This is a genomic window from Bradyrhizobium sp. BWA-3-5, assembly GCF_032917985.1.
GTDB lineage: Bacteria > Pseudomonadota > Alphaproteobacteria > Rhizobiales > Xanthobacteraceae > Bradyrhizobium.
Window position 1 is genome coordinate 1022375 of record NZ_CP136626.1, and the last position, 25618, is coordinate 1047992.

Here is a 25618-nt window from a genome sequence, read left to right on the forward strand (position 1 = left end):
CCGTGATCCTGCTTCATCCTTCTGGCGGTCTCCAAGGAAGCGGCGGGCTAATTGAGGAGTGGTCGAAAGAGCTAAATGAGCAGGGTATCGCAACGTTTGCGGTCGATAGTTTCTCCGGCCGCGGGATCATCGAGACCGTAGCCGATCAGTCTCAGCTCGGCAGACTTGCCATGATTATCGATGCGTACCGCGCGCTCGACCTCCTTGCGAAACACCGGCAGATTAGCCCTACGCGGATAGTCGTAATGGGCTTCTCTCGGGGCGGCGCGGCCGCGCTATATTCCAGCTTGACACGCTTCCGAAAGATGCATGGTTCGGAAGCGCGATTTGTTGCGCACATCGGTCTATATGCCGACTGCGGCGCTGCCTACCGCGATGACGAAGATATCGAAAAGCCCGTTCGGCTTCTGCACGGAAGTTCAGATGATTACGTGCCGATTGCTTCTTGTCGTGCGTATGTGGATCGACTGCAAAAGGCTGGACGGGACGTTCGTCTCATCGAGTATCCCGATGCGTACCATGTTTTCGACGCGCCGGTACTCCGTGATCCGATAAAGCTTCCGTCAGCACAAGTCTGGAAGAATTGTAAGATAATCGAAGATGAAAATGGTCTTGTCTTGAATAAGGAGATAAACAAGCCATTCACCTTTGGTGATGCTTGCGTGCAGAAGAGCGGCCCGACCGTTCTTTTCAACGAAGCTGCCACCGCGAAGGCACGGGCAGATGTTCGCGGCTTTCTGAAGGAGGTCTTCGCGTCAAAGTGACATTGCGAGACGAAGCGGCAGCTGCTTCGAGCCGAACGTACACATCCCACGCGGCCTGACAGAGGCACACCGGACTCCGGTCCATGCTCGCCTCCGCCGCCGCTTGTGATCCGAAGCCGACGTTCGCCTCTCTGGTCGATGCTCTTAGGTCCATCAACACCTTTCGCGCGGACCATACTGCCCGAACCAGCTCAGGGTCGCGGACGTGTGATCGGAAGTAGTCCAGCAGCGCCGCGTCGTGTGGCGCATATACCAGTGATAAGATCTCAGCACCATGCTGAATCCGGCTCAGCTCCTGCGCGTCGATATCGGTCTCCTTGTGGTGTTCAGCACTGTGCTCGAGGAGCGCCACGTCGCGCGCGCTGCGGAAAAGCTGAATCTCACACCTTCCGCAGTAAGCCACGGCCTCGGTCGTCTGCGGCGTTTGCTTCATGACCCGCTGTTCCTCAGAACCTCGACTGGCGTGAAGCCCACGGAGCGTGCCATCGCATTTTCCGGTCCGATCGCCGATCTTCTTTCGCGCGTCGAAGGGATCATGTCGGCGGCCGGCCCCTTCGACGCGCGAACCGCGCGCCGGTCGTTCAAAATCGGCGCGCCGGATGCCGTGGCGGCTGTCTTTCTCGCGCCCCTTATTTCCCGGTTGGCGAGAGATGCGCCAGGGATCGACATTCGACTGCGGCAACTGATGCCGCAACATCGGGGCAAAGCGACGAGCCAGGTCTGGCAAGATACGTTGGCGGAACTGGACTCGCACTGACTCGGTCTTGCCAATTTGTGCGTTTCCGCCGCGCTACGCCGAACGGCTGCTGTTCGAGGAAGACTTCGTCGTCGCGATGCGTAAGGGACATCCGCTGCCACGCGCACTGAGCCTGACCTCTTATGTGAAAGCGCAGCATCTTCTGGTATCATCGGTGATGCGCTGGGGATCGTCGATATCCGGCTCGCCGAACAGGGACATTCGCGGCGTGTGGCGCTGACAGTACCGAATTTCATGATGGCGCTGGCGCAGCTCGCCGAAAGCGATCTGATCGCGACGTTGCCGGGCCATCTCGTCGAGCAGCATGCGACGCGCTTCCATCTCGTGGCGCGCCCTGTGCCTTTTCGCTGGACAGCCGAGTCGGTGCGCGTCGTCGCGGGCCGCGATGGCCGATGCTGGGATCGCCTGGCTGTTTGAGGTCTTGACGAGCTGCATTAGCCCGCGCGGACGCGTTTAACGGCCAATCAGTTTTTCAACGCCATACGCTGCAATAATGGCGTATGATCGGGAGGATAAGTTACTTTCGTTGATTTTCTGGTTCGGTCGATTTTGGCCGCGTCTCCGCTTTTGTCGAGGCCATTTCTGGTGTGAAACTGTGCGGTAACGCGAACGGTCTGCAAGGCCATCATTTTGCGTCATTTTTCATTGACTTGTGAGACGTCAGACGTTCATCGTCAGGTTGCTTTTTGAGGTTCTCGAGCTCGTGGGGGATCCGCGCAGCACCCGTCGAAAACCGGATACAGAACGGCGGTAGCTCCATCTCGGGGTTGCCAACTTGCCGAGCCCGGATCGCGAAACAGCTCCGCCGATCGTGCATTCCTAACGTATCGCATTATTATCGCTCGCGAGCGCATTGAGCACAGACTGTGGTTCTGGTTTTCCTTGAAGCTGGAGCACTAGAATGAATCCTCGATCACGCAGATATGAGCCGGAATACGATTCAATCGCGAATAGATCGCGCATGGGCATAGCCCGTCTGACCGCGCTCGCTCTTGCGCTCCCGTCTGTCGCGTTCGGCGCCGATAAGCCGGCGCTGAGCCCGGACACGGCAACACCGCTCGTAACGACTTCACGCATCTCTGCGACGGTCGAGTTCGGGCTGCCGGCTCTCGCTGCGGCGATCGAGCGGGATATTCCAAAGCGGCTTGCCACCATCGACGAACGCGTCAACTGCGTTCATCGTCGTGTTCTCATTTTCCGCGTCAACGCCAACTGCGATGTCTGGGGCTTCGTCGACCGGACCAGCCCGGTCTCTCTGTATGGCCGGGGCGACCGCGTCTTCGGAGCGGTCTCGATATATGGCGCCGCCGAAGGCCAAGGAGCCAATCGTTTCACGGCGCGCATTCGCGGCGACACCGAGGCGCGCGCGACGATCGAGGTTGAAGCGCGCCCCGAGCTGCGGAGGGATGGGTCGCTGCAGCTAAACATCAGCGACTCCTTCCGCTGGAGCGAACATCCCTACCTTCACGTGCTCGGCCGCGAGTTTGACCTGGCGCCCTATGTCGAGCCCAACATCCGGACGCAACTTGGCCGCATCCGGTCGCGCGCGCTGGCGGCGGCGCGCGCACTCGACCTGCACGGCAAAGCGGAGATGGCGTGGCGTCACGCTTTTGAACCCATTAAACTCGCGGAGGATCCACCGACCTGGCTGCAGCTGACCCCGCAGAGCGCGGCTTTCGCCGGGGTCCGCGCCAACGCCAAGCTATTGTGGGGATCGCTTGAACTTACCGGCTCCGCCGGAACCGTGATAGGGCAGCAGCCGCCGGCTGTCACGCCGACAGAACTGCCGCAGCTCGGCACCGCGGTGGCGGAGCCGGGAACTTTCGACGTCATTCTTCCCATCCGCATCAACTACGACACGCTCAAGGACAAGATCAGCCAGGCGATGGCAGCCGCGCCGGCCCAGGATACTTCCGTGCGCGAGGTTCAGGTTTATCCGTCATCGGGCAAACTCGTGATCGGCCTGCGCCTCGCAAAGAGTTCGGACACCGATTCCAGCGCAGGCCAATGGACCTATCTCTCCGCCACGCCAAAAGTCGATACTAACGCCAGGACCTTCAGTCTCGGCGAAATCGACCTGACAACTTCGTCAGATGACAGCCAGATTCGATCTGCCGTGCAACAGCTGGCGGCGCAGCTGAAGAATGTTGCTAATCTCGACTACGGCATCTCCTATCAGAACCTGCTCATGGCGGCGAATGAGCGCCTGACGCGCCCACTGAAGGATGGCTTTCGCATGGAGGGGCACCTCGACTCGGCAAGGCTCGAGAAAGTGCAGTTGTTGAGCGAAGGAATCCTGATTGCTCTTCATGCCAGCGGCGGTCTGAAGATACTTCACGGCTTGTAAGCACGTGAGCTGGACCATGCGGTACCTCAATTTCGTCGGCAGCTGGCGGCGCAAACGGATGTCAAATGCGCTCGTCGCCGCAGCGATCTTTGGCCTGGCCCGGATCGCGTCGGCCCAGACGGCATTTTATGATGCGCCGGAATCATTGCTCGCTGGTGCGCCGGGCACCCTGGTGCGGCAGGAGTCGATGGACGGCGCTCCGCTTGGCGCCTCCACCTATCGCGTGCTCTATCGATCGACGGGGCTGAACCGCCAGCCGATCTTTGTGTCGGGCGTCGTTATCGTCCCGCAAGGTGCGCCCCCGCCCGGCGGTCGTGCGATCGTTGCTTGGGCGCATCCTACATCGGGCATCGTCCCGCGCTGCGCGCCGTCGCTGGCGATTTTTCTGTTTCAGCAGATCCAGGGCCTTCGCTCGATGATCGCCCGTGGCTTCGTCGTGGTGGCGACCGATTATCCGGGGCTCGGCACGCCGGGCCCGCATCCTTATCTGGTGGGTGAGAGCGAAGGTAGCGCCGTGATCGATATCGTGCGCGCCGCACGCTCCCTTCCCCGGGTAGGCGAGGGCAAGGACTTCATTGTATGGGGACATTCGCAAGGCGGGCAAGCCGCGCTCTTCGCTGGGATGATGGCAAACGACTACGCCCCTGAGCTGAAACTTCTCGGAGTCGCTGCGGCGGCGCCAGCGACGGATCTTGCGAAGCTGATGAGTGACGATATCAACTCGATCGGTGGCAAGAACATCACAGCGATGACGCTATGGTCGTGGCACCGGGTCTATGGAGCCGCTATCGACAATGTCGTCGATCCGCGCGCCATGCCTGCCATTGACAGGCTGGCGCAAGAATGCATCGAAGGGCCTTTCGACCTGATCGTCAGGCAAAGAACAGGGAGGCCGCTCGAGCAATATTTCCTGATGGTGCAAGATCCGACCAAGGCCGAACCTTGGCGCTCGCTTCTTGAACAGAACAGCACCGGTGTGCTCTCTCCTGAGATCCCCATCTTTCTGGCGCAGGGGACCAACGACCAGATCATCCAGCCGGCGGTTACCCAGGCCTACATGGACAGGCTGTGCAAGGCGGGCAGCAAGGTCAGGATGATCATGCTGCCCGGTATCGGCCATGGACGCGCCGCACAAGCGAGCACGATGGCGGCGGTGAACTGGATGACTGACCGCTTCGCCCGGAAAACACCTCCGGACGACTGCGTCAGATAGGCCACCTTCGCTTCGCGAGCGAAAGGTTGGTGGGGCCCGGCAGAACTCGAACCAGCAACCAGACCTTATGCGCGGGAGGGGACAAGGCCCAAGCTGGCGGTGTATTCACACGTCGTGTTGCCAAACGCCATCGAGCAAGATCTGATTGCACCCGCGGAAGACCTGGGTCCCCTTACTGGCCCCTTAGCCGAACACCCGCCCAGCCTTTGTCATGTCGGCTGACAGGGGCAGACCGGACGCCGATCTATGCTCGCCTCTACCGCTGCTGTTGACCCCAAAGCCGAAGTGAGCCTTGTATGGCTTCTAACGCATTTGATCGATATCTCACATGAAATATTCAGCCTGCTTGGGCACAAAGGGCACCATGGCGAGGTCGCATTCTCGGATATTCTTTAGCGTAGCTGTCGGGGTCTCGCTCACTTTCTTAGCTGGCTACATTGGATCTCTGGCGTTCCCTGGGTTAGTTGTGATTTGGTTTTGGAGTTTATTGACTTCGATATTTGTCGGCGGCGCAAAGGCCACATTGGCGCTGCTGATCGGCCCGAGCATGATCGGGGCACAATTCGCCTGGCCAGTGACTTGCATTCTTTTCCCTTTGATAGGTCTCGTTCGACAGCCTGCGACCATCTCAACCGTTTTCGTTATCAGCGGTTGTGGGGCTTTCCTGGGGGCATCGATCACCTACGCTAGATTCGTCACTCACTTGATCTTCTACGTAAATCCACAAAGCCACCTTCACTTTGTTCTCGCGAGCGCAATCGCTGGCGCAGTCTTGGGTGGAGTTTTCGGATTCTGCCTATGGAGGTTTGACGTGGCATATCCGACTAGAAGACCCGCAGCAGCCACTTAACGCGAACGGGAGAGCGGTACCCGTAACTGAAGTCAGACCGGAGGACTGACGGAGGCGCTCGCTAATGTCGCCTTCTGGCCCCAAAGCCGACATCGCGCCCTCTCAGGTACGTCCCAAGTTTTTCTGAAAGCAAGAGATTGTTCCAACTTGCCGAACTAGCCATTAACAACCTTGAGCATCGTCCCCGGTTATCCGGATGAGCATCTCTTTGGTGCTTGGACGAGGGATCGGCGGGTTACGCATTCGATCCAAAGCGGCCTTCTTCCCATGACAAATCAAAGGCTCAGAATTTCATGCGCACCCATACTGCACTCAGGCTGACTGAACGGAACGCCTACTTGAATTTTTCAGGGTCAGGCGAAAAGGAGTTTTCATGCTCAGCGGTCCATGACGATGTCATTCAGTGTATACGCCCATTTCAGCTCTTCGTTTTTGATAAGAGGCTACATCGCTTCAATCTGGCCCAGTTGGACGGTTACGTAGCCGATGATCCTCGCGCCATCGTACTAAGGTTCGGGGCGTGCGTGCCACCATCGCGTTGATGCCACTTGCGCGCTCCGAAGTTCACGCTCAGGCCCGCACCTAAGGCGGACCGCTGGATCGCAATGGAAGAGAAATAAGCAATGACAAACGGTCGGCGCGTTTTCTTTGCGCTTGTAATTGCGACTAGCCTGATCTGCGGCGGCGTCCTTGGTTTGGCAGCATATGTCAATTACGGATTGGCCGAAAAGTCCCGACAGGTTCGGGCGGGCTTTCGTGAGTGGCCGCCGTGCCCAAGCTATCCAGACCCCAGACTAAATTGTTCCGATGAAGCCGACAAAGCTACGCCTGATAAACCCTAGTGCTGCAATCGGCCCTAAGCCGAAGACCGCCGAAGCCTTTGTCATGTCGGCTGATAGGGGCAGGCCGGACGCAGGTCCGTGTTCGCCCCTATCGCCGCTTGTGACCCGAAGCGGAACTGAGCAAGCAAACTTCGACCCGAGCTTCATATTGGGCGCTAATGCGATCTTTACCATGGCTGCGTCAGCACGGCCGCGTGGGCCAAACTGGAGGTGCGGCGGATCACAAGGAAGCATAAGTGATCAGCATGAGCAGCGGCATCCCAACCGGGAGAACTTGTCTTGGCTTCGTCTTACTGTGGAACGCAGTATTCTGCGTTGTGGCGATAGCTTGTTTTGTGCTTCTCGCAGCTGGTTACATCGTCACCGCGATCTTTACGCTCCTGCTCACCGCTTACGGGTTCTTCCGGCATTCCAAATCGATTGGCCGACGCGCAAGGCGGGGCATTCGGCGGCCCACGCCTGAGCTTCGCCGATGGCTATCGATCACCTCAGAGAGCCGAGACGTTATCGACGGCAGTTCTTGATGGTAGACGGCCGCTCTTGGCCTTAGGTTTCATCCGATGTTCGTACCAGCACTCTATCTTTCTCTCGCACTCCTTGGGGGAGCGTGTTCGCTCTATCTCACTGCCCGTGTGTTTCGTTCAGCGGTCCGCACAGGGACGGTCGAAGCGGGAGCAAGGCGGGTGTATGACCGAGTGGAACATCCCGAAGCGTTCTACGGCGTGCTCACTGCATGGGTGTTGATCGACGCGATGATGATCGTAAGCTCGTTTGTCTCTCTAGAGATATTGATCGAACAATTTCAATTATGAGGCCGCTGTCCCTTGGTCGATTGCTGTTAGTCTTGATGACTGCTTGTGGGCCCGTTGCTGACCTGCGTGACAAGCGTGCAGATGTCCGGTTTGTGGGGGTGGAGCGGACTAGGGCCTGATGGATTGCCGAGGTCGACTGTTGATCCAAAGCAGACGGTTTCAGCCAGTCGGTACGGTGAGCGATCCAAAGACGACATGCCGCATGGAGCTAACGCCGAAATTCGACGGACCATGGCAGCGAAGTGTAATTACCCAACGTCAGGTCGCATTAACTTCCACCCCTTACGACCGGACGGAGACGCGGAGCTTTCCGGTGTGGGATATTCGATGGTTTAGAGACCTAGTCTACTTATGGAGTACCGTAGCGTTACTCTCCTTTATTCCTGCCCTGATCCTTGGCGCAGCAATTGGACGGCTTGTGGGACGATGGTTTCTGTGCGTCCTTCTCAGCTATGCCGCCGCAATAGCGCTCCTCGCTCTTACGCGCGTGCACCAAGGCTTCCGCCACCCTCCAAATTTGATCGAGCTGCTTGCCTATTCCGCAGTATTTGCACTGCCACCGATTTTGGCCTTCGCATCTGTGGGATACCTGGTCGGACGCAAGCTCAAAGAGCGGCGCGATCTGAAATCCCACTGATTGGCGAGCAGCGTAATGGCCGCAATTGGCCCTCAGCCGAACTGCTTTTGAGCGGCCGCAAAGGCTGCTCTCAGAGGAAAACCGGACCTGACGAGGTGATCGGCCGGACCGCTGCTTGTGACCCGATGCGGACATTTTTACCTTTGAATTTATTCTTGAGTAACGAACCGATTGTACAACCTAATGTTGCGAAAGGGAGAGGCGACTGCTTTGCTTCGAGGTTTGGAGGAATGGTGAAAAGCTAACGACGGCGGTTGTGCCTGAAGGCGTGGTGTCCGTCATTTTGCACTGGGTAGGCAAAGGGCCGGACGCTTCATCAATCGCAGCTTCGTCAGCGGAAGCTATCCCGGGGATTAAGTGTGCGGTGGGTGGAATTGAAGGCGTTGCTTCGGTCGACTGGTACGAGACGGATCAGTTGAAGATCGGCGACGAACTCAGGGTACGCTTAATATCGTCCGATCAGTCCGATCCACCAATTCGATCACAAACGGTCCCGCGTGGTAACCCGGATTGGGTCAGAAAACACCGCCCAGAATGATTTCTGATATTGGCCCAAAGGGGTTTGAGTTTCAGGGGAAGTAGGGCGAGAGAGTTCGACAAGTGGCGGGAAAGCGATCTAAAGCGCCTGAAACGTCGGCAGATGTTCGCGGCATGCCCTTGTCGTGGTTCAATGCCGAGATAAAGCGCTGCTTACACGGGTATGAGACTGGCGGAACTAGCCAAGGGCGCAAAGCTTTCTTCAAGCGTTTAATCTGGACCGAGGCAGAACGCGAACGCAATCACGGCATCGCGGCTCCACGCCGCCGGTTTGGATCATAGTTTTCTCCAAAGGTCTTTCCGAGGAGAAGGGTTCTCGATTATTTCCGTTTATGGCCCTCAGCCGAACTGCCGTTGAGCGGTCGGAAAGGCCGCTCTCAGAGGAGAACCGGACCTGACGAGATGAGTGGCCGGACCGCCGCTTGTGACCCGAAGCAGACCTCGCCTGTGTCGGGTATAGTGGAAGGCTGCTCTTAGGTGTAATGGTGCGAGCATGAAATTCGACGAACTCAGGTCCATCGGACACAATATCGCGGACTCCTTGGCAAGCGGCATTGGGTTTCTTATCGGCATCTATCAAACGGACGTCTTTGGTGAGGCGCGCCGAAACCCTGAGCACTGCATTGTCGTCGATTTTTTGACCGGGGAAATTGTTGAGGGCAGAGCTTCGCGTTCTCTCGCAGATGCGATTGCCCTTTACGGAAAGGCGCTGCCCGATTTATGCGCAAAGCATCGCGGCTCTCCCAATATGTTCCGTGAGCTTACCGCGCGCTACTCAGTTGATACTCATGGTCCGCGGTTTGTCGTTACAGTCGAAGACTATAAAGGTCACCGAGCCGTCGATGAGTATGTAGGTGTTCTAGGACGGCGCATCAGAATTCTTGATCACCTAGGGCGGGTACGTCGCAAGCGCGATCCTGTTGTATCTCGCCGAGGAGTGCCATGACTGTTTCTGGCCCTTTTCGGACCTGACAGACCGGACTGACGAAGTCCGTTTATGGGGGCAAGGCAAACCTCGCCGATGCGGGCGTCGATTTCCGAAAATTACCCAAAGCAGTCATCGATTAGCGCACGAAACGCACGCCGAGGCGCACTGCTGCGAGGGTCGCTCACCTATGAAGCATATCACATCCGCTCCGGTCGCCGCGTGCTAGAGTTTTTGTAAACCGATACCTCGTCGCGGAGGTGCAGCGATGCCAAAAGATCATCCGAACAAGCGCGCAATCGTCATCGGCGCTAGCATGGGCGGTCTGCTAGCGGCTCGGGCCCTCGCCGATTACTTCGACGAAGTGACCGTAGTCGAACGCGATGCGCTCCCCGACGTGCATGAGCCCAGGAAGGGCGTTCCTCAAGGACGACATGCGCACGGCCTACTTGCCCGGGGACGAGAGGTGCTCGAGGAGTTGTTTCCAGGCTTCACCGAAGAAATGGTCGCGCAAGGCGCCACCTCTGGCGACATCGTCGATAAAGTTCTCTGGTTCAACCACGGCTTCTATTTGTGCAACTCGCCCAGCAAACTCTTCGGGCTCGCAATCAGCCGGCCGATGTTGGAGGGCAACGTGCGGCGCCGGCTGCTGCAACTTCCGAACGTTCGATTGCGGGAGCGCTGTGCTGTATTGGAGCCCGCGTTCGATGGGGCTCAGGGTCGGGTGACGGGTGTTAGGGTTCAATCCCAAGGCGGCTCGGACGTCGCTCAGATGATGAACGCCGACTTCGTGGTCGATGCAAGCGGGCGCGGTTCGTCCAGTCCGGCCTGGCTGGACGCGTGGGGCTACCCCAGGCCGCGGGAGGAGCTGATCAAGATCAACCTCGGCTACGTGACCCGGCAATACCGACGGCTGCCGGAACATTTGCGCGGCAAATCCGGCGCAATCATCGCAGCTTGCCCGCCGGATTGGCGCTTTGGCGTTATTCTTTCGCAGGAAGGTGACCGCTGGATCGTGACTTTGGGAGGCTACTTGGGCGACCACGCCCCGACAAATGATAACGGTTTTGTCGACTTTGCGCGAAGCTTGCAAAAGCCTGAGATATTCGATGTTGTCAGGGTTGCGGAGCCACTTTGCCCGCTCATGCCCTATCAGTTCAGTGCAAACCTGCGCCGGCACTACGAAGAGCTTTCCCGCTTCCCGGCGGGCTTTCTGGTGTTTGGCGATGCCTTATGCAGCTTCAATCCTGTCTACGGTCAGGGGATGACCGTTGCCTGCATGGAATCGCTGGCCTTGCGCGAATGCCTGGCGGCCGGCACGCAGGAAGTCGCTGGACGTTTCTTTGGGGCAGCCAGCCGACTCATCGATATCCCGTGGCAAATTGCCGTCGGTAGCGATCTTCAGCACCCGCGTGTCGAAGGCCAGCGCACGGCTCAGATACGCTTCATCAACTGGTACATCGCAAAATTCTATCGCGCCGCTCAGGATGATGCTGTGCTGGCCAGTAGATTTTTGGAGGTGGCAAACCTGATGCGGCTGCCTGCAGCATTGTTCGATCCGCAGATTGCATTTCGGGTGTGGAAAGGAAATCGGGCGCCAGCCCGAATGATCACGGTTCCCGTGGGAAGGACAACTTAGTCGGTTCCGCAAACGTAAATCCGTCACAGACCGACAACACCGTCTAGTGGGCCTTTGGTTCGGCCATTGGCCGGCTTCTTCCATAACAACTGATTTGCGAAATTCAGTCGATGCTCAACTCGTATGCAGCAGCGACGGGTCGAGCGCAGGCAGCCTCATCGGATCGAACGGCGCCAGATCGACGGTTTGTGCTGAGCCGTCAGCGATCAATTCGGCAATTGCTTCGCCTGTCGCTGGTGAGTTGAGGATACCCCAGACATTGTGCCCGGTAGCGACATAGAGCCCCTCGCTGCGCGGGACTTTGCCTATCAGCGGCAAGCCGTCCTGTGTGACCGGACGGAAACAGGCTTGCCGCGCTAGGATCCTTTCTGGGCGGAAGACCGGCGATAATCGTTCGGCGATGGCCTGCAGGCGACCGATGGCCTCTGAATCCGGCTTTACCGCGGCGGGGTCGATCGGCAGCGGGACCACGTCGGATAAAGCCGTAATATGGGTGCTGCCGTCTGCGCGCGGGAACACCTCAACGCTTACCATGTCTCCGGTCTCGTCGTGATAATCTAGAAATAGTGCGTGTGGAGGAACGTCTGCGCCGGTGTCGTAGACAAGGCTGGGACTGCGCTGCCCGAAAACGGCCGGCAAACTCATCCATTCGGCCGCCAGCAATGACCACGGTCCCATGGCGACAACGACGGCGTCTGACTCAATGATGTCGCCGTCAACTTCGACGCCCCGGACGGTCGTGGCGTAAGTATGCCTCACCACGCCAGTAACGCGCCCGCGGCGCAGTTCGGCGCCGCGCGCTTGGGCGGCGCGCATCATAGCGGAGGTGAACAAGCGGGGATGAACGATTGCCGTCGTCTCAGTGGTGCTTAATCGCGAAGCAATAACAACGCCGTTGGAGAGCCAATCGAGCTCCGAAGGTTTCTGGCGGCGCGGGTCGCGCTCGGAAGCGACGAAGCCGCTGTAAGCGGTCATGGGACGATAGCCCCAACCGTCGGCGATCTCCTGCGGCAAAGCCGCGTGCAGCTGGAAACTGCGTCGGGCCAGCGCATCTACCGGCGTGCCCGCGCACCAGTCGAGTGCCAGAAATCCGCCGGCCTTTCCAGATGCTGCTGCGGCTACATCAGTGCTCTCAACCACGATCACCTGGGCGCCGCGTCGGCTGAGGAAGTAGGCTGTGCAGGCACCCACTACGCCGCCGCCGCAAATCACAACCCGCATGGTCTCTCCGCTTTTAAGTTAACAAAACGCCGAGGAGGTCCGGATGCTAACGCGTCGGCTGCCCCTTTGTCTCCTTGCGCTTATCGACGGACCTTTGGATACAGACGTGTCCGCCGTCGGAACACGATGCTTGCGCAAGTGATCGCTGATCAAAGGGCCGACACCCGGGCGACTCTGGCGTGCAGTTCCAACGGTTTGGAACCAAGACTCAAAGGAGTAGCTGCATCTTCAGACTAATCACGCCGGTCGGCCGATGCCCATCACGTAGACTAGCTGGATGCTAACCGCAGTGCTCTATTCCGGTTCAGATCCCGAAATCCAGTTGCGGCTCCGTGTCGTTCTCGCCTTGCAGGGATGACAGCGACACGCCCAGAAGGCGCACCGCTTTTGAAAGGGGCATGGCGTCTTCCAGCAGGTCGATCGCTAGGCGCGCGAGATCGTCGCGGTTCCCAACAACCGCGGACACGGATCGGCTGCGCGTGATGATCTCGAAGTCGGCGAACTTCACTTTGAGCGTGACCGTTCTCCCCCGGGTGCCCGTCGACTGGCAGTGCCGCCAGACCTTGTCGATCAACGGTTTGAGCTCCGCCACCATCGCGTCGCATTCTCTGAGGTCGGCAGAGAACGTGTTCTCGGCCCCGACCGATTTGCGGATGCGATTGGCCCGTATAGGGCGTTCGTCGATGCCGCGTGAAATCCAGTAGTAGTAGGCGCCGGACTTGCCGAAGTTCTCCTGTAGGAACGCGAGGGACTGGTTGCGAATGTCGAGGCCGGTCCAAATCCCGAAGGCGTTGAATTTGGCGGCGGTTGCCGGCCCGATGCCGTGAAACTTCCCGACCGGCAGCGTCTCGACAAAGGCCGGCCCCATCTCCGGCGAGATGACATATTGGCCATTGGGTTTGCGATGATCGGAGGCGAGCTTCGCCAGGAACTTGTTGTAGGAGATGCCCGCCGACGCGTTCAGGCCGGTTTCAGCCTTGATCTTCTCGCGGATCCGCAGCGCGATGTCTCTGGCCAGCCGGATACCTTGCAAGTTTCCGGTGACGTCGAGGTAGGCCTCATCGAGCGAAAGCGGCTCGATGATTGGCGTGTGCTCGGCGAAGATCTCGCGAATCTGTCGACTGACCGCCTTGTAAACTTCGAAGCGTGGCTTGACGAAGATCAGATCCGGACACTGCCGTTTCGCGGTGACCGACGGCATGGACGAGCGAACGCCGTACTGGCGGGCTTCGTAGCTCGCGGCGGCGACGACGCCCCGCTCGGCCGAACCGCCCACCGCCACCGGCTTGCCCCGCAGTTCCGGATTATCGCGCTGCTCCACCGACGCGTAGAAGGCATCCATGTCGATATGGATGATCTTGCGGTGAGGCGCGGTCGAAACGCTGATTTCCGGATCGGGAGGGACCATGGGCGGATTGTACCGGGCACCGCAAGCCAAGTCGCGGCCAAGTCAGCCTCAATCCGGCGAGGGGCATTCAGGGCACGTGTCACCGATCGAGTCCAGTACCTCGGCGATCGCGATGGCAGCCGCTTGCGATGAAACGCCGGCCGGCGGATCCGTCCGAGCGATCTGGAATGCGCGGTTGCTGGCATGCGGGTCGGCGCGGTCCTGCATCCACCCGTGGTCCTCGCATTCGCAAATGGCGCCGGCCTCGCTGAGCACCGAAATCGCCCAGCCGCGGAGCGTCCGGATCGCTGGTTGCCTCTCCTTGGTCATCAGCATTCGAAATCGCTCCTACCGGGCGAATCCTCACGCCTCGCCGTCGTTCCGGGCTGCTAACACAGGTCAGAGATTCCGAATTGCATGACTATTACTTTTCCACGTGTTCCGTCCGCCCGTGCAAAAATGTCAGGCGGCCAGCGCGGGATCTTCCTTTTCGCCGGTCGCAACAATCTTCAGGGCCCCGTCCGGCAATGGCCGCTGGAGCGCCTTGGCCTCGTCCCAAGGGGCGCGCAGCCAGACATCGTACTCTTCCGTTGTGGTCAGGATCACCGGCATCGCCTTCGGATGGACGCGTTCCACCTCGGCGTTCGGCTTGCAGGTCAGGAAGGCGTAGACATCGATCGTGACTTCTCCTTCCTTGGCCTTCCGGATGCTGGTCCAGTTCGTCCAGAGGCCGGCGAACGCCTGCAGTGGGCGGCTTTCGTCCGGAGCGAACCATACCGGCACCTTCTTGCCATCGATCGTGTCGTACTCGCTGAATGATGTGAAGGGGACCAGGCAACGGTGCTCGGTCCCGAGCCACCGCTTCCAATGCGCGCTGCCCACGTTTCGGATGTTGGTGGTGCCGCTATCCGGTTCCATACGCAGCAATTCTTTGAAATCGACCGGCTTACCCTTCGCCTCGAGCTTCTGGGCTCGCTTCTTGGTGGCGTCCAGGAGCGCCTGCTGGGAGGATGGCATGCCCCATCGAGCCATGACGATCTCACGGCCCTCGGGTGCGTTGCGAACGATCGGGGCCGGATAGTCCGGAAAGATGCCGGGCATTGAAGGCAGGTTGCCAACGCGACTGTTGAGCGCGCTGAACAGGCGACGGATCGCGTCAACGTTCTTGGTCATCGAATAGAGATTGCACACGGTCAGTCCTCCGGAGGCACGTTGCGCGGCCGCTGGGTTAGTTGCAGCAGCGTCGCCGAGGGGCGCCGGCCCGCCTTGGCGCATTTCTGGCAGCGCAGCCTGCCGGCGAGATCATGAACGAAGGTTGTCGGTGGATGGGGCAGGGCAGCGAGATCGACTTGGCTCGGCGCCTTACAACGCGAGCACTCAATCTGGAGCCAAGGATAGCCGCCGTTTATAGCCTGGTCGACGGTCGGAGAGGGATCGATCGGTTCTCCGTCCGCCCACATCCGCTCGTTCCAGCTTTCAACCAGGAGCCGATCGGCTTGGCGTATCAGGGCATCCGCCTTGGCGCGCAGCTCGTCCGATTGCGAGGCCAAAATTCCTGTCATCGCTCGCGCCTTGCCAAGCTCCTTCTTTACGATCTCCTCCAGACAGAGGCGTGGGGTGATGCTTGGGAGCCATCCGAAACGACGCCGAGCTCAGACGGGCTCGAAGGCCGGCCAGCAGCCGTCTTCCTCGTAGCGACCAGTCCGGTTCTGGCAGGTGTTGTCTAGCAGTCGCTGCCCGACCTCCCTCCAACTGGCCTGCTGTCCGTACAGGCGGATGGCGTCCGCCTTCTGGATCTCGACGATGCGCTCGCATCTGCGGCAGTACACTCGCAGGACATGCTGCGGGATTTCGGAAAGGCGCTGCCCTGCGCTCGATCGTTCCGAACATCTGCTTTCGACTTCCGCATCGTTCAGAACGGCACGCCAATATTCGTCCGGCATCTCATCCTGCGGACCGAGAGGGGGTGTCACCACTGCCTTTCTGCCAATTGAAGCGGCCAGCTTTTCCGTTTGTTTAGGGGTGGGCATCCGCCAACTCGCGGGTCGATCATTCATGGCATAATTAGAACATATCAAGAACAAATGTCGAGTCCGACTAACGGAGGGCAGGGACGGATTTTTTCGGGTCGCGCGATCGGCCCTGTCCAATTAACAATTCCAAACAGGCCGGCGTGTCGGAACCAGCCTCTTTCGATCGTCTTGAATCCGAGCTGCCCCGAAACGGAGTTCTGCGTACATGGCCCCCCGCGCCAACTGGAAAGGCTTTCTGCGTCTATCCCTCGTCAGGTGTCCGGTGGCGCTGTATCCAGCCACCTCGGAGTCCGAGAAAATCTCGTTCAACCAACTCAATCGGCAGACCGGCCACCGCATCAAATACCTCAAGGTTGACGCGGACACCGGGGAGGAAGTGCCGAACGAGGATATCATCAAGGGTTACCAGCTCGAAAAAGACCAATTCATCGAGGTGACCAAGGAAGAGCTCGAAGAGGTCGCGCTGGAGTCCACGCGCACCATCGAGATTGACGAGTTCGTCGAGAAGTCCGAGATCGATCCCCGGTACCTGATCCGCCCCTACTATTTGCGTCCGGACGGAAAGGTCGGCCACGACGCCTTCGCGGTCATCCGCGAGACCATCCGCGAGATGAACAAGGTCGCGATCGGCCGTGTGGTGTTGACCAATCGCGAGCACATCATCGCGCTTGAGCCGCTGGACAAAGGGCTGCTCGGGACGCTCCTGCGATATCCCTACGAAGTGCGCTCCGAACAGGAGTATTTCGACGACATCCAGGACGTTAAAGTTACGAAGGACATGCTGGATCTCGCCAGGCATATCGTGAACCAGAAGTCTGGACGCTTCGAGCCGGAGAAGTTTGAGGATCAGTACGAAACGGCCCTGATCGATCTCATCAACCAGAAGCGTGCCGGCAAGCCGATCACGCCAAAGGAGCGACCGCGTGGCGAGAACGTGGTCGATCTGATGGAAGCGCTGCGACGAAGCGTCGGCGGGGCTGCGGCCGAAACGAAGGCCACGAAGAAGCCGGTGAAAAAGTCGCGCAAGGCGGCAGCCGGACAGAAGGAAATGTTGATGCCGATCGCCGGCAAAAAGCCCGAGGCGAAGAAGCCGGCAGCCAGGCCGCAGCGCAAGTCGGCCTGAACCCAGAGTAGGAGAGCCGCATGGATATGAAAGAAGCCTCGGCAATGACTGAAGCCTCCGGGCTTGTGAACGATCAAGACGGGATCACTGCGAGGCCAACCTCGTCGGATGCCGCAGCTCGCTGGACGGATTGGCTGCGCCAGGTGACCGTCAGGGCCCCGTTGCAGTCGCTCTTTGTCGCATTCCTGCTGGGCGTCTGGGTCGCACGCCGGCGCTAGAGACGGGCTGGGCCAAAACGCTTCATGGCAAGGAAGCTGAAAACCTTCCAGACCTCACTGGGTTTCTACGATTTGGCGATCGCTGCGCCTTCGATGAAGGCCGCTCTCGAAGCGTGGGGAGCCGGCAGCAATCTCTTTCATCAAGGCATCGCCAAGGAGACCGACGATCCGGACGTGGTCGCCGCGACGATGTCCAAGCCTGGCGTGGTGCTCAAGCGGCCGGCGGGATCGAGCGGGCGTTTTGCCGAGCACTCAGATCTACCCACCGAGCTGGGGTCCGGTGAGAACGGAGCTGGGCGTAAAAAGGACCGGCGGAAGCCGGCAAAGCGGGCTGCTCCCGAGATCAGCGAACGAGAGGCCCGAAATGCCGCAGCCGAATTCGAGAAGGAGCAGCGGCGCCGGGAAGCCGAGCGCCGGCGAGAAGAGGCCGCTCGGCAGAAGGATCGCGAACGTCGCGACAAGGCGACGGCGAAAGCGCAGGCGGCCCTGGACAAGGCCGAACGCGAGCACGCCGAAAGGGCCGCTTCTATCGAGGCAGAAATGGAGACGCTCGAGAAGCGATCACGGGCCGAAAACGATAGATGGGAACAGGAGAGAGAGCAGCTGCAAGCCGCGCTGCGGCGCGCGCGAAGCTAAAGGCAGGGACGGGCACTGCGGCCAGGTGTCCCGATCGGATCCAGCACGTTCAGGTCCCGGCGAAGGCTTGTTCCGGCGAGCTGCCGGCCGCGGAATCCCACCGAATTGGTCGAAAGCGCCTCGTTCTCGCTGCGGAGACGTGAAGAACCTCGCGTTCGGTGCTCGCTCCCTACATGCCGTGGCTCTCGAAAACCTTCCGGCAGGCGGACCCGAGCCTGCTCCGGTTCTGCTGGAGGCACTGCTGCACCGCCATGTCGTTGCCTAGCTGCTTCCTGCAGAGGCGCGAGGCATCGCGGGAGCAGGCCTTCTGCTCCTGGGGCGTGCCCATGTGGCCTTGCGCTAAGCTCGCCGAATTGTCCAATGCGAGCAACAAGGCGATCAAAACCAGCTTCCGCATTTTCAGTCCTTTCTTGCGTCGCACCGCGCCGCTGCCGAATTTCTACCGTTCCGACCTCATGTACGGATTCCGTTCGCTAACCTGCCGAATATCAAGTCCCTCTCGCGTACCCGCTTGTCGGGCCAAAGCCGCGCCCGGGCTGCGCGCCTCATCCGTACCAAGTCTTTCCAGATGGAACGAGCCCGTCACTAGCAGTACGGCGGAGAGGGTGATCGCCAGCATCGCGGTTGCCAGTTCTAGTTGATCGCTCATCGGCATCCTCTTCGGGACAGGATCAATGCGCGATGACCGAGCACGTTCCCGTTCATGTAGGAGGCGAACTCAACTTCGGTTCAGCGCGTTCAACTGAAGAGGAGAGATCTGGTGATGGCGCACCCGTTCTATACCATCGGCCATGGCACACGGCCGCTCGCTGAATTCGTTTGCCTCTTGCAAAGCGTCGAGGTGACCCTGCTTGGAGATGTGCGCACCGTGCCGCGTTCCCGGACCAAACCACAATACAATCGGGAGGCACTGCCGGATTCTCTGCGGCCGCACGGAATAAGCTATGAGCACATGGCCGCGCTGGGGGGCCTGCGCAGCCGCGTGCGGGAGGTGGCGCCCACCATTAATGAGTTCTGGACGAATGAGAGTTTTCACAACTATGCCGACTACGCGATGGGCGAACGCTTCCGTGAAGGGCTTGCGCATTTGCGCTGCCTCGGCGAGACGCAGTGCTGCGCCATCATGTGCGCCGAAACGGTGTGGTGGCGCTGCCACCGGCGAATCATCACCGACTATCTGCTGGCCGCCGGGGAGCAGGTGTTTCATATCCTTTCGGCGGAGAAGATAGAGCCGGCGGTCATCAACGAAGTGGCTTGGCCGCTGCGCAGCGATCTCCTGGTCTATCCGGCCGACCGGCCCGCCACAGCCTGACCTGTTCGCCGGCTAACCTCCATGATCGCAGCGCGCCGCCTTCAAGTTTGCGCCCTACGGCAATCATCGCTCGGGTATGCGACGTCCGCCCGATCACCCCGGCTCTGCCTAGGCGAGCGCCCTTCCAACTCAAGCTCCAAGCTGGATGACGATGCCGGCGAGCATCGCTACGGTGAGTTCGCAGCTTAGCCGAGACGTCGGGGCTGCCGGAAATAATAGCTGTCGGGAGTAAACCTATTGGCAACCGCACGTACCTCCCGTTCACAGCTCTCCAATGCGATCTTCTGAGCAAGCATCACGTCACCTAATGGGAGAGAGCCGATTGGCATAAAGCACAGCCCTTCCTGTCGGCGGCCTTTTTCATCGACCTCGCACACGTTCACCGATGCTCCAGCATGGATCCTATAACGTTTCTTGCTATCGCCACCCGTCACCTCGAAGTAGCCTCGTGCGGCGAATTGCTTTAGCTGCTCTGGAGACAGACACCTCCGCAGAAGAATCAGCGACCTTCCTTCAGGGGTGTTCTCCGCGCCGTGTTTTATGAACAGGGCTCTGATGGCTCTTACACGCGAGCGATTCTGAGGCAATATCGACCCAAAGCCGAACACGGACAAACAGTCAGCCACCGATCAGGCGCGGATAGAACAACGTCTCTTCAGCAGTCCCGTCAAAACTTTTGACGGCCCGGCATTCACCCGGTCCGAGGCGCACGGCCGCAGTAAAGCCCGCGCCAGTCAATTCCATAAATCGCTTTTCTGCTGACGCTAGCTCTGTCGCGTCACTGTGATTAAAGAAGAACCGTGTGTCACCTGATTGATCCATCACAATCTGTGCTGCCATAATGCACCCGTTCGAGGCTGGTTGATCACATGCTGCATTTTCGTTTGTACTACAAAGGTGAGACCGGTCTGTTCGTTCCTATTAGAAGTTTCCTGAGAAGGCATGCGAGGGGCCAGAGCTCTACGCGAGCTAAAACAACCGCTTGCCTATCCAGCATCGACGGTAGTTGTTCATGAACCTTACAGGGGGACTTTCGCGTTGCTCTTGGGGCGACAAAGAACCAGAAGAGGGAAAAAGATGTACATCCGTAGAGCAATCTTAGCTGCTGCAAGCGCGCTGGCCATGGCCTGCCCAGCAGCGGCCTCCGATCTGCCCGTAGCTCCCTATGGCGGCGGTCCAACCTATGAGCGTGAAACTCATACGTACGAGAGCACCAGAACCGGGCCCCGCGTCGTTGTAGCGGAGCCGGGGCCCGTCACCACCGATACAGTCATCGTTCGCCGGCCCGTCGTTGTGCCGCCGCCGCGTGTCGTAGTCGAAGAATACCCTGTGTATGCTGCACCGCGAGTGTACGCTGCGCCTCCCGTATATGCGTACGTTGGTCCCAGGTGGCGTCACGGGTGGGGCCATCGCCATTTCCATGGCGGATGGTGAGTTCAATAATGTTAGGACGGACACCTGAGGAAGGCGACCGGCGCTTGAAAGCGTTTCGGTAGGCGCCATTGCCAGTGAGTACCGAAGCGCACGCGGGAAATTACAGTCCAGATCAGGATCAATCGCGGTCATCCGCGAGGTTCGTTCGAACTGCCGCCGCTGGCTCAACCCCAGCGGTGGCGATCTCGTGGGTCGTGTTGCGTATCCCTTTCTTTCGTCCAAATGGAGCCAGCCACATTCGCCACTGCAAGCCGCGCTTGCGATGGACCCGAGGGTAAGCAGACCCTCCGCCAGGCGGACGCCGTGAACGGCACGTGGACAAAGGGCGTGATATCGCCTTTGGTAGCGGAAGCCTTGCTGCAGCGCATGCTCGACAGGATCGGACGAAACTTTTTCGCCAAAGGGCCAGCGGTAGCATTCCTGCGGCTATGAACGCAGGTGTGCCTGAAACTTCAGCCCCTCACGTCCGTTGACTCCCCGGCCATTTGGCCCTTGTACCCTGTTGCGTTGGAGTTTCCGGTGCCGGCATCCCGAGCATACTGGAAGGGCTATCTGAAACTGTCCTTCGTGTCGTGCCCTATCGCGCTCTACCCCGCAATCTCGGCGGCGGAGCGGATCTCCTTTCGTCAGGTCAACCGGCGAACAGGCTATCGCCTCAAACAGAAGCTCATCGATTCCGTTACGGGAGAAGCCGTAGACGCTGCCGAAAAGGCGCGCGGCTATGAGGTCGGCGAGAACGCGTTTCTACTGGTCGAGGACCGAGATCTTGAGCAGGCGCGATCTCAGCGACGGGCGCCAGGGGAGGTGGAGCTCGTCACGCCGCCTCACCGTGAAAGCCCGCCAACCGTCCCCGCCAACCTCTACGACGAGGCCGCCAAAGAGGGCGCCGGCGACTATGATGATGAAGAGGAGGCGCACGAGGAAGCCGTCACTTTCCAACGGCCGAAGAATACGCGCACAATCGAAATCGAGCATTTCCTTCCGGCCGGGCAGATCGATGCGCGGTATTTCGAAAAGCCGTACTACATCCTGCCTCGCGAGGAGATCAGCCAGGAATCTTTTGCGGTGATCCGAGATGCAATGAGCCGGGAGGCCGTTAGCGGCTTGGCTCGCATCGTGCTGTCCTCACGCGAGCGGCCGTTTCTGCTTGAGCCGATGGGCCGAGGCCTTCGCGGCGTAACGCTGCGCTTCGCGCACGAGGTACGAAACGACTCGGAATATTTTAGCGAGATTCCCGAGATGAAGCTTCCGCCCGAAATGATGAAGCTGGCGCAGCACATCATCCGGACAAAATCGGCCGATTTCGATCCCAGTATGCTGAAAGATCACTATCGCAGCGCGCTCGTGCGAATCCTGCGTAAAAAGCAGGCGAAACGCCCTGCGAAGATACCTACAGTCAAACCCTCACGCGAGAACGTCGTCAACCTTATGGATGCGCTCCGGCGAAGCCTCGCGGCGGAGCGCTCGCCAAAGCCTGCTACCCGTGGCCGCTCCGGAAAGCCGGCCACTGCGGGGCGCGACGCGCGCCGGCGCAGAACCGGTACCAAATGCGATCATGCGTGACAGCCGATCTCTTGGGCCAGAGCTCACCTGCGGCTTGTCTGATCTCGGAATCAGGCCGGCAGCTTGGCTCGCTACGCTTCCTTAGGAACCGCCCCCCGTCAGGAAAGTTCATCCCCAGGAGGTGCGTATTGCTAGTCGATTCACCCGACGCTGCGCAGACGATCGTCGACCCGCGGGATGCGGCCGAATCTGTTGGCTTAAGATACGTGTCCGACGAACGGCCCGGAATTCGACGCAAGAAGGCGGGCACGGGGTTCAGCTATGTACGACCCGACGGCTCGAAGCTGACCGGATCAGACGCGCTGAAGCGGATCAAGGCCATCGCGATCCCGCCAGCATGGACCGACGTGTGGATCTGCCCGTCTCCAGATGGCCATATTCAAGCAACCGGCCGAGACGCGAAAGGGCGTAAGCAATATCGCTACCATGCCCGGTTCCGCGAAGTGCGCGAGAGCACAAAGTATGAGCGGGTGGTCGCTTTTGCAGACGCACTTCCTTCCATTCGGGAAACAGTGCGCGAGCACATGGCATTGCGCGGCCTGCCGCGTGAAAAAGTTCTGGCAACGGTCGTGCATCTCCTGGAGACCACCTTGATCCGCGTAGGCAATGACGATTATGCCCGACAGAACAATAGCTACGGTCTGACGACGTTGAAGAACCGGCACGCGGCGGTCGAGGGAAACGAGGTTCGTTTTCGATTCACGGGCAAAGGTGGCAAACAATGGTCGCTGCGCATACGAGACCGGCGCATCGCCAAGATCATCAAGGCATGTCAGGAGCTCCCTGGACAGGAACTCCTTCAATACATCGATGAGCAAGGTAATTGCCAGGACGTCACGTCGACCGACGTGAACGATTATCTCAAGGCAATCACTGGAAAAGATATCACCGCAAAGGATTTCCGAACCTGGGCGGGAACGGTGCTGGCCGCCATGACACTGAGCGAACTTCAGAGCTTCGACAACGCCGCACAGGCCAAGCGCAATCTGCGCAGTGCAATCGAAAAAGTCTCCGCGCGGCTCGGCAACACACCTACGATCTGCAGGAAGTGCTACATCCACCCGGAGGTACTTAACTCTTATATGGATGGAAATTTGGTCCTTGAGATCAAGTCAAAAGTCGAGAATGAGCTTCGGAGCGCCGTCGAGAATATGAAACCGGAGGAAGCAGCCGTGCTCGCGCTACTCCGCGGCAGGCTCGCCAGACAAGCAGAGCGGTCGGAACGGACCGATCTCACAGAATCGCCCAGCAAGCGGCGGGCGCACGCTGCTTGAGTTGGACCGTAGTCAGCGAAAAGTTCTCCATGCACGTGTCCTGACATATGGGTGGGAGAGAGATCGCTTACCGACGGCGCTTCAGATGTTTCATAAGCTGTGGCAGGCTCATAGCGTTCAATACCCGATCCGCTGGTACGCCGCCTTTGCGAGCCATCTCGACGCCCCAGTGCATATGATCCAGCTCTGCGATCGAGTGAGCATCCGGATTGATGCTCAACATGCAACCAAAATCGAGTGCAGCCTGGTCCATCGCCAGTCGAGATCGAGCCTCCAGGGATGGGCGTTTATTTCGACAGCCACGCCGTATCTTGCGCAGGCGCGCAGTACCTTTTCGATATCGATGTCGTAGCCCGGACGACGCATCAGCTGGGCGTCCGGTCATATGACCCAGGATCGTGGTGCGTGGATTCGAGATCGCGCGGAGTAGGCGGGCGGTCTGCTCTTTCTTATCCAGCTTGAAGCGACCATCGATACTTGCGACCACGAAGTCAAACATACTCAGAATTTCATCCGGGTAGTCCAGGGAGCCGTCGGCTAAGACATCGGACTCGATGCCCTTGAGGATCCGGAATTCCTTGCCGAAGCTTTTGTTGAGCCGGTCGGCTTCGCGGTGCTGTGCGTCGATCTCCTCAGGTGAGAGTCCGCCTGCGTAATGCGCTGACTGCGAGTGATCAGCCACGCCGAAATATTGAAAGCCCCGCTTGCGAGTGGCGCTCGCCATTGCCTCAAGCGTCTCGGTGCCGTCAGAGGCATTGGTATGACAGTGCAGGATCCCACGCAGATCGTGGTCGGCGACTAATTTCGGGAGCATACCTCTCAGCGCATTCTCTATTTCGCCGCGCCCTTCGCGAAGCTCCGGCTCGACAAATGGAAGGCCGAGCGCACCATATATTTCTTCTTCCTTCGCAGCCAGCAGGCGCCGACCCTTTCTAAGCCCGTCCGCCTCAAGCTTCATCCCCTTATCCTCGGCAAGCACCCGAAGCTGCTCGAGGTGATCCCTTGATCCTGTTGCGTGAAGCAGGATCGCGCCGAAGTGCTTCCGGTCCGTGAAGTGCACCGTGAGCCTGTCCGACCCCAGAGCAGTAGGCCCGCCCTCCACATCGGGCGCTTCGGCGACGAGAGCGAGATCGCCCACCAGTTCACACCCGCGCCTGAAATCGCCCGCGATAGTGACATGCTTCAGGCCGAGCCGGGCCTGTTGAAGCGATGCCTCCGCGTGCTCAAGGAGGGCGGCTGCGCGGTGCAGATGCAGCCGACCTTCTCCGCTCTTCGCGATGGTCAGGTTCTGCAGGATCTTCGTCTGCAAAGAGGCGCCGAGTCCCTTCGCCTTCTTGATGCGATCGTCTTTGGCCGCGGCCTCAAGTTCCGCAAGGGAGGTAATGCCGAGATCCTTGTAAAGTCGAACCACCTTCTCGGGTCGCAAGCCCGGTACCGTCAGGATCTCAAGGACGCCCGCCGGGATCTCCTTGCGCAGCTTCTCCAGGCTTGGATGCGCGCCCGTCCGATACAGCTTTGTGATAATGTCGGCGTTAGCTTCTCCCACGCCAGGGATTTCGGTGAGGCGACCCTCGTCGACGAGCACATGGAGAGGGACCGGAGTGCGGAAAGACTGTCCGCCGCACGGGAGTAGGCCTTTGCACGATATGGATTGCCGCCGCGCAAAGCGGTTCGCTGCGCATACTCCCGCAGCAGCCTTGCGACCGTCTGGCCGTCGGCAACCATCACTCACCTCGTCTTCCGCCGGACACCTCCATTCCGCGGCGGACCCAATTCTTCGCTTGCGCAGCTTCCCTTGACAAATTTGCCGAGCCCATCAATCGAGCGATTTCTCGAGCTTTTGTGCCGCCCGAAAGTCATCCATCTGATGTAGGTTCGGGCCGTACGCGGCTTCCTTCGTCAGAAGGTGATAGATTCTTGCTGCGACGATCTGAAGTTGCCTCATCCGCCCGACGGGCATTGCCCGAGCCTTGCAAATGGCTCGGACAGCATGGGCCCGGAAATAATGAAACGCGTCAGACATACGGATCCAACGTCGATCGGGGATTTTTGTTCTTCCGGCCGCCGCGCCAGGAACCCCCCGGAGATCACCTG

At 59.4% G+C, this 25618-nt stretch carries 22 protein-coding genes and 2 pseudogenes; 15 read left to right on the forward strand and 9 right to left on the reverse strand.

Annotated elements, in window-relative coordinates; translation table 11 throughout:
* The first annotated feature begins 2 nt into the window (after positions 1-2).
* From RX331_RS04930 to RX331_RS04970, 9 genes are all read left to right on the forward strand, one after another.
* A complete protein-coding gene (locus RX331_RS04930) occupies positions 3-764 on the forward strand; it encodes a dienelactone hydrolase family protein (protein WP_317255511.1) in 762 nt (253 codons plus the stop codon).
* Positions 765-1038: 274 nt separating this feature from the next.
* Positions 1039-1521 carry a LysR family transcriptional regulator gene (locus RX331_RS04935; protein ID WP_317255512.1) on the forward strand — a complete coding sequence of 161 codons (483 nt, stop codon included), beginning with the start codon at positions 1039-1041 and terminating at the stop codon, positions 1519-1521.
* A 7-nt stretch (positions 1522-1528) separates the two neighbouring features.
* Positions 1529-1741, forward strand: coding sequence for a hypothetical protein (locus tag RX331_RS04940; RefSeq protein ID WP_317255513.1), 213 nt, complete (start codon positions 1529-1531; stop codon positions 1739-1741).
* 17 nt (positions 1742-1758) lie between these two features.
* Positions 1759-1938 carry a hypothetical protein gene (locus RX331_RS04945; protein WP_317255514.1) on the forward strand — a complete coding sequence of 60 codons (180 nt, stop codon included), beginning with the start codon at positions 1759-1761 and terminating at the stop codon, positions 1936-1938.
* A gap of 544 nt (positions 1939-2482) precedes the next feature.
* Positions 2483-3868 (forward strand): DUF4403 family protein, encoded by a 1386-nt coding sequence (locus tag RX331_RS04950; protein WP_317255515.1) that lies wholly within the window; start codon positions 2483-2485, stop codon positions 3866-3868.
* Positions 3869-3884: 16 nt separating this feature from the next.
* The gene (locus RX331_RS04955; protein WP_317255516.1) at positions 3885-5081 is read left to right on the forward strand and encodes an alpha/beta fold hydrolase; all 1197 of its coding nucleotides are present in this window, start codon (positions 3885-3887) and stop codon (positions 5079-5081) included.
* 2252 nt (positions 5082-7333) lie between these two features.
* Entirely contained in the window at positions 7334-7585 is a 252-nt protein-coding gene (locus tag RX331_RS04960; protein ID WP_317255517.1) for a hypothetical protein, read from the forward strand.
* A 1667-nt stretch (positions 7586-9252) separates the two neighbouring features.
* Positions 9253-9705 (forward strand): hypothetical protein, encoded by a 453-nt coding sequence (locus RX331_RS04965; protein WP_317255518.1) that lies wholly within the window; start codon positions 9253-9255, stop codon positions 9703-9705.
* Between the two features lie 247 nt (positions 9706-9952).
* Positions 9953-11323 carry an FAD-binding monooxygenase gene (locus RX331_RS04970; protein WP_317255519.1) on the forward strand — a complete coding sequence of 457 codons (1371 nt, stop codon included), beginning with the start codon at positions 9953-9955 and terminating at the stop codon, positions 11321-11323.
* Between the two features lie 114 nt (positions 11324-11437).
* Here the strand turns inward: RX331_RS04970 and RX331_RS04975 are convergent, their stop codons facing one another.
* The 6 genes and pseudogenes from RX331_RS04975 to RX331_RS05000 form a co-directional block, all read right to left on the reverse strand.
* Positions 11438-12544 carry an FAD-dependent oxidoreductase gene (locus RX331_RS04975; RefSeq protein WP_317255520.1) on the reverse strand — a complete coding sequence of 369 codons (1107 nt, stop codon included), beginning with the start codon at positions 12542-12544 and terminating at the stop codon, positions 11438-11440.
* 304 nt (positions 12545-12848) lie between these two features.
* Positions 12849-13952 (reverse strand): DNA polymerase IV, encoded by a 1104-nt coding sequence (dinB, locus tag RX331_RS04980; protein WP_317255521.1) that lies wholly within the window; start codon positions 13950-13952, stop codon positions 12849-12851.
* Positions 13953-14000: 48 nt separating this feature from the next.
* Positions 14001-14267 (reverse strand): hypothetical protein, encoded by a 267-nt coding sequence (locus RX331_RS04985; RefSeq protein ID WP_317255522.1) that lies wholly within the window; start codon positions 14265-14267, stop codon positions 14001-14003.
* 126 nt (positions 14268-14393) lie between these two features.
* Positions 14394-15122 (reverse strand): SOS response-associated peptidase, encoded by a 729-nt coding sequence (locus RX331_RS04990; RefSeq protein ID WP_317258016.1) that lies wholly within the window; start codon positions 15120-15122, stop codon positions 14394-14396.
* 2 nt (positions 15123-15124) lie between these two features.
* Positions 15125-15566 (reverse strand): annotated as a pseudogene (locus tag RX331_RS04995) (hypothetical protein).
* Positions 15567-15583: 17 nt separating this feature from the next.
* Positions 15584-15961, reverse strand: coding sequence for a hypothetical protein (locus RX331_RS05000; protein WP_317255523.1), 378 nt, complete (start codon positions 15959-15961; stop codon positions 15584-15586).
* Positions 15962-16169: 208 nt separating this feature from the next.
* Between RX331_RS05000 and RX331_RS05005 the strand changes: the two genes are divergently transcribed.
* Genes RX331_RS05005 through RX331_RS05015 form a run of 3 tightly spaced genes read left to right on the forward strand, consistent with a single transcriptional unit; the run spans position 16170 to position 17941 of the window.
* Positions 16170-17087 carry a Ku protein gene (locus tag RX331_RS05005; protein ID WP_317255524.1) on the forward strand — a complete coding sequence of 306 codons (918 nt, stop codon included), beginning with the start codon at positions 16170-16172 and terminating at the stop codon, positions 17085-17087.
* Between the two features lie 20 nt (positions 17088-17107).
* Positions 17108-17305 (forward strand): hypothetical protein, encoded by a 198-nt coding sequence (locus RX331_RS05010; protein WP_317255525.1) that lies wholly within the window; start codon positions 17108-17110, stop codon positions 17303-17305.
* Between the two features lie 24 nt (positions 17306-17329).
* Positions 17330-17941, forward strand: a complete 612-nt coding sequence (locus RX331_RS05015) for a cell envelope biogenesis protein TolA (RefSeq protein WP_317255526.1) — start codon at positions 17330-17332, stop codon at positions 17939-17941.
* 169 nt (positions 17942-18110) lie between these two features.
* Here the strand turns inward: RX331_RS05015 and RX331_RS05020 are convergent, their stop codons facing one another.
* Entirely contained in the window at positions 18111-18338 is a 228-nt protein-coding gene (locus tag RX331_RS05020; protein ID WP_317255527.1) for a hypothetical protein, read from the reverse strand.
* 366 nt (positions 18339-18704) lie between these two features.
* On the opposite strand from RX331_RS05020, the gene RX331_RS05025 reads away from it, so the two are divergent.
* Entirely contained in the window at positions 18705-19253 is a 549-nt protein-coding gene (locus RX331_RS05025; protein ID WP_317255528.1) for a DUF488 domain-containing protein, read from the forward strand.
* Between the two features lie 618 nt (positions 19254-19871).
* Here RX331_RS05025 and RX331_RS05030 read toward each other — a convergent pair.
* The gene (locus RX331_RS05030; protein WP_317255529.1) at positions 19872-20093 is read right to left on the reverse strand and encodes a hypothetical protein; all 222 of its coding nucleotides are present in this window, start codon (positions 20091-20093) and stop codon (positions 19872-19874) included.
* 1101 nt (positions 20094-21194) lie between these two features.
* Here RX331_RS05030 and RX331_RS05035 point away from each other — a divergent pair.
* On the forward strand, positions 21195-22250 hold the full coding sequence (locus RX331_RS05035; protein ID WP_317255530.1) for a Ku protein: 1056 nt from the start codon (positions 21195-21197) through the stop codon (positions 22248-22250).
* A 128-nt stretch (positions 22251-22378) separates the two neighbouring features.
* Complete coding sequence (locus RX331_RS05040; protein ID WP_317255531.1) at positions 22379-23524, forward strand: DNA topoisomerase IB; 1146 nt, start codon at positions 22379-22381, stop codon at positions 23522-23524.
* Positions 23525-23591: 67 nt separating this feature from the next.
* Here RX331_RS05040 and RX331_RS05045 read toward each other — a convergent pair.
* Positions 23592-25249: pseudogene (locus RX331_RS05045) on the reverse strand (helix-hairpin-helix domain-containing protein).
* Between the last annotated feature and the right edge of the window lie 369 nt (positions 25250-25618).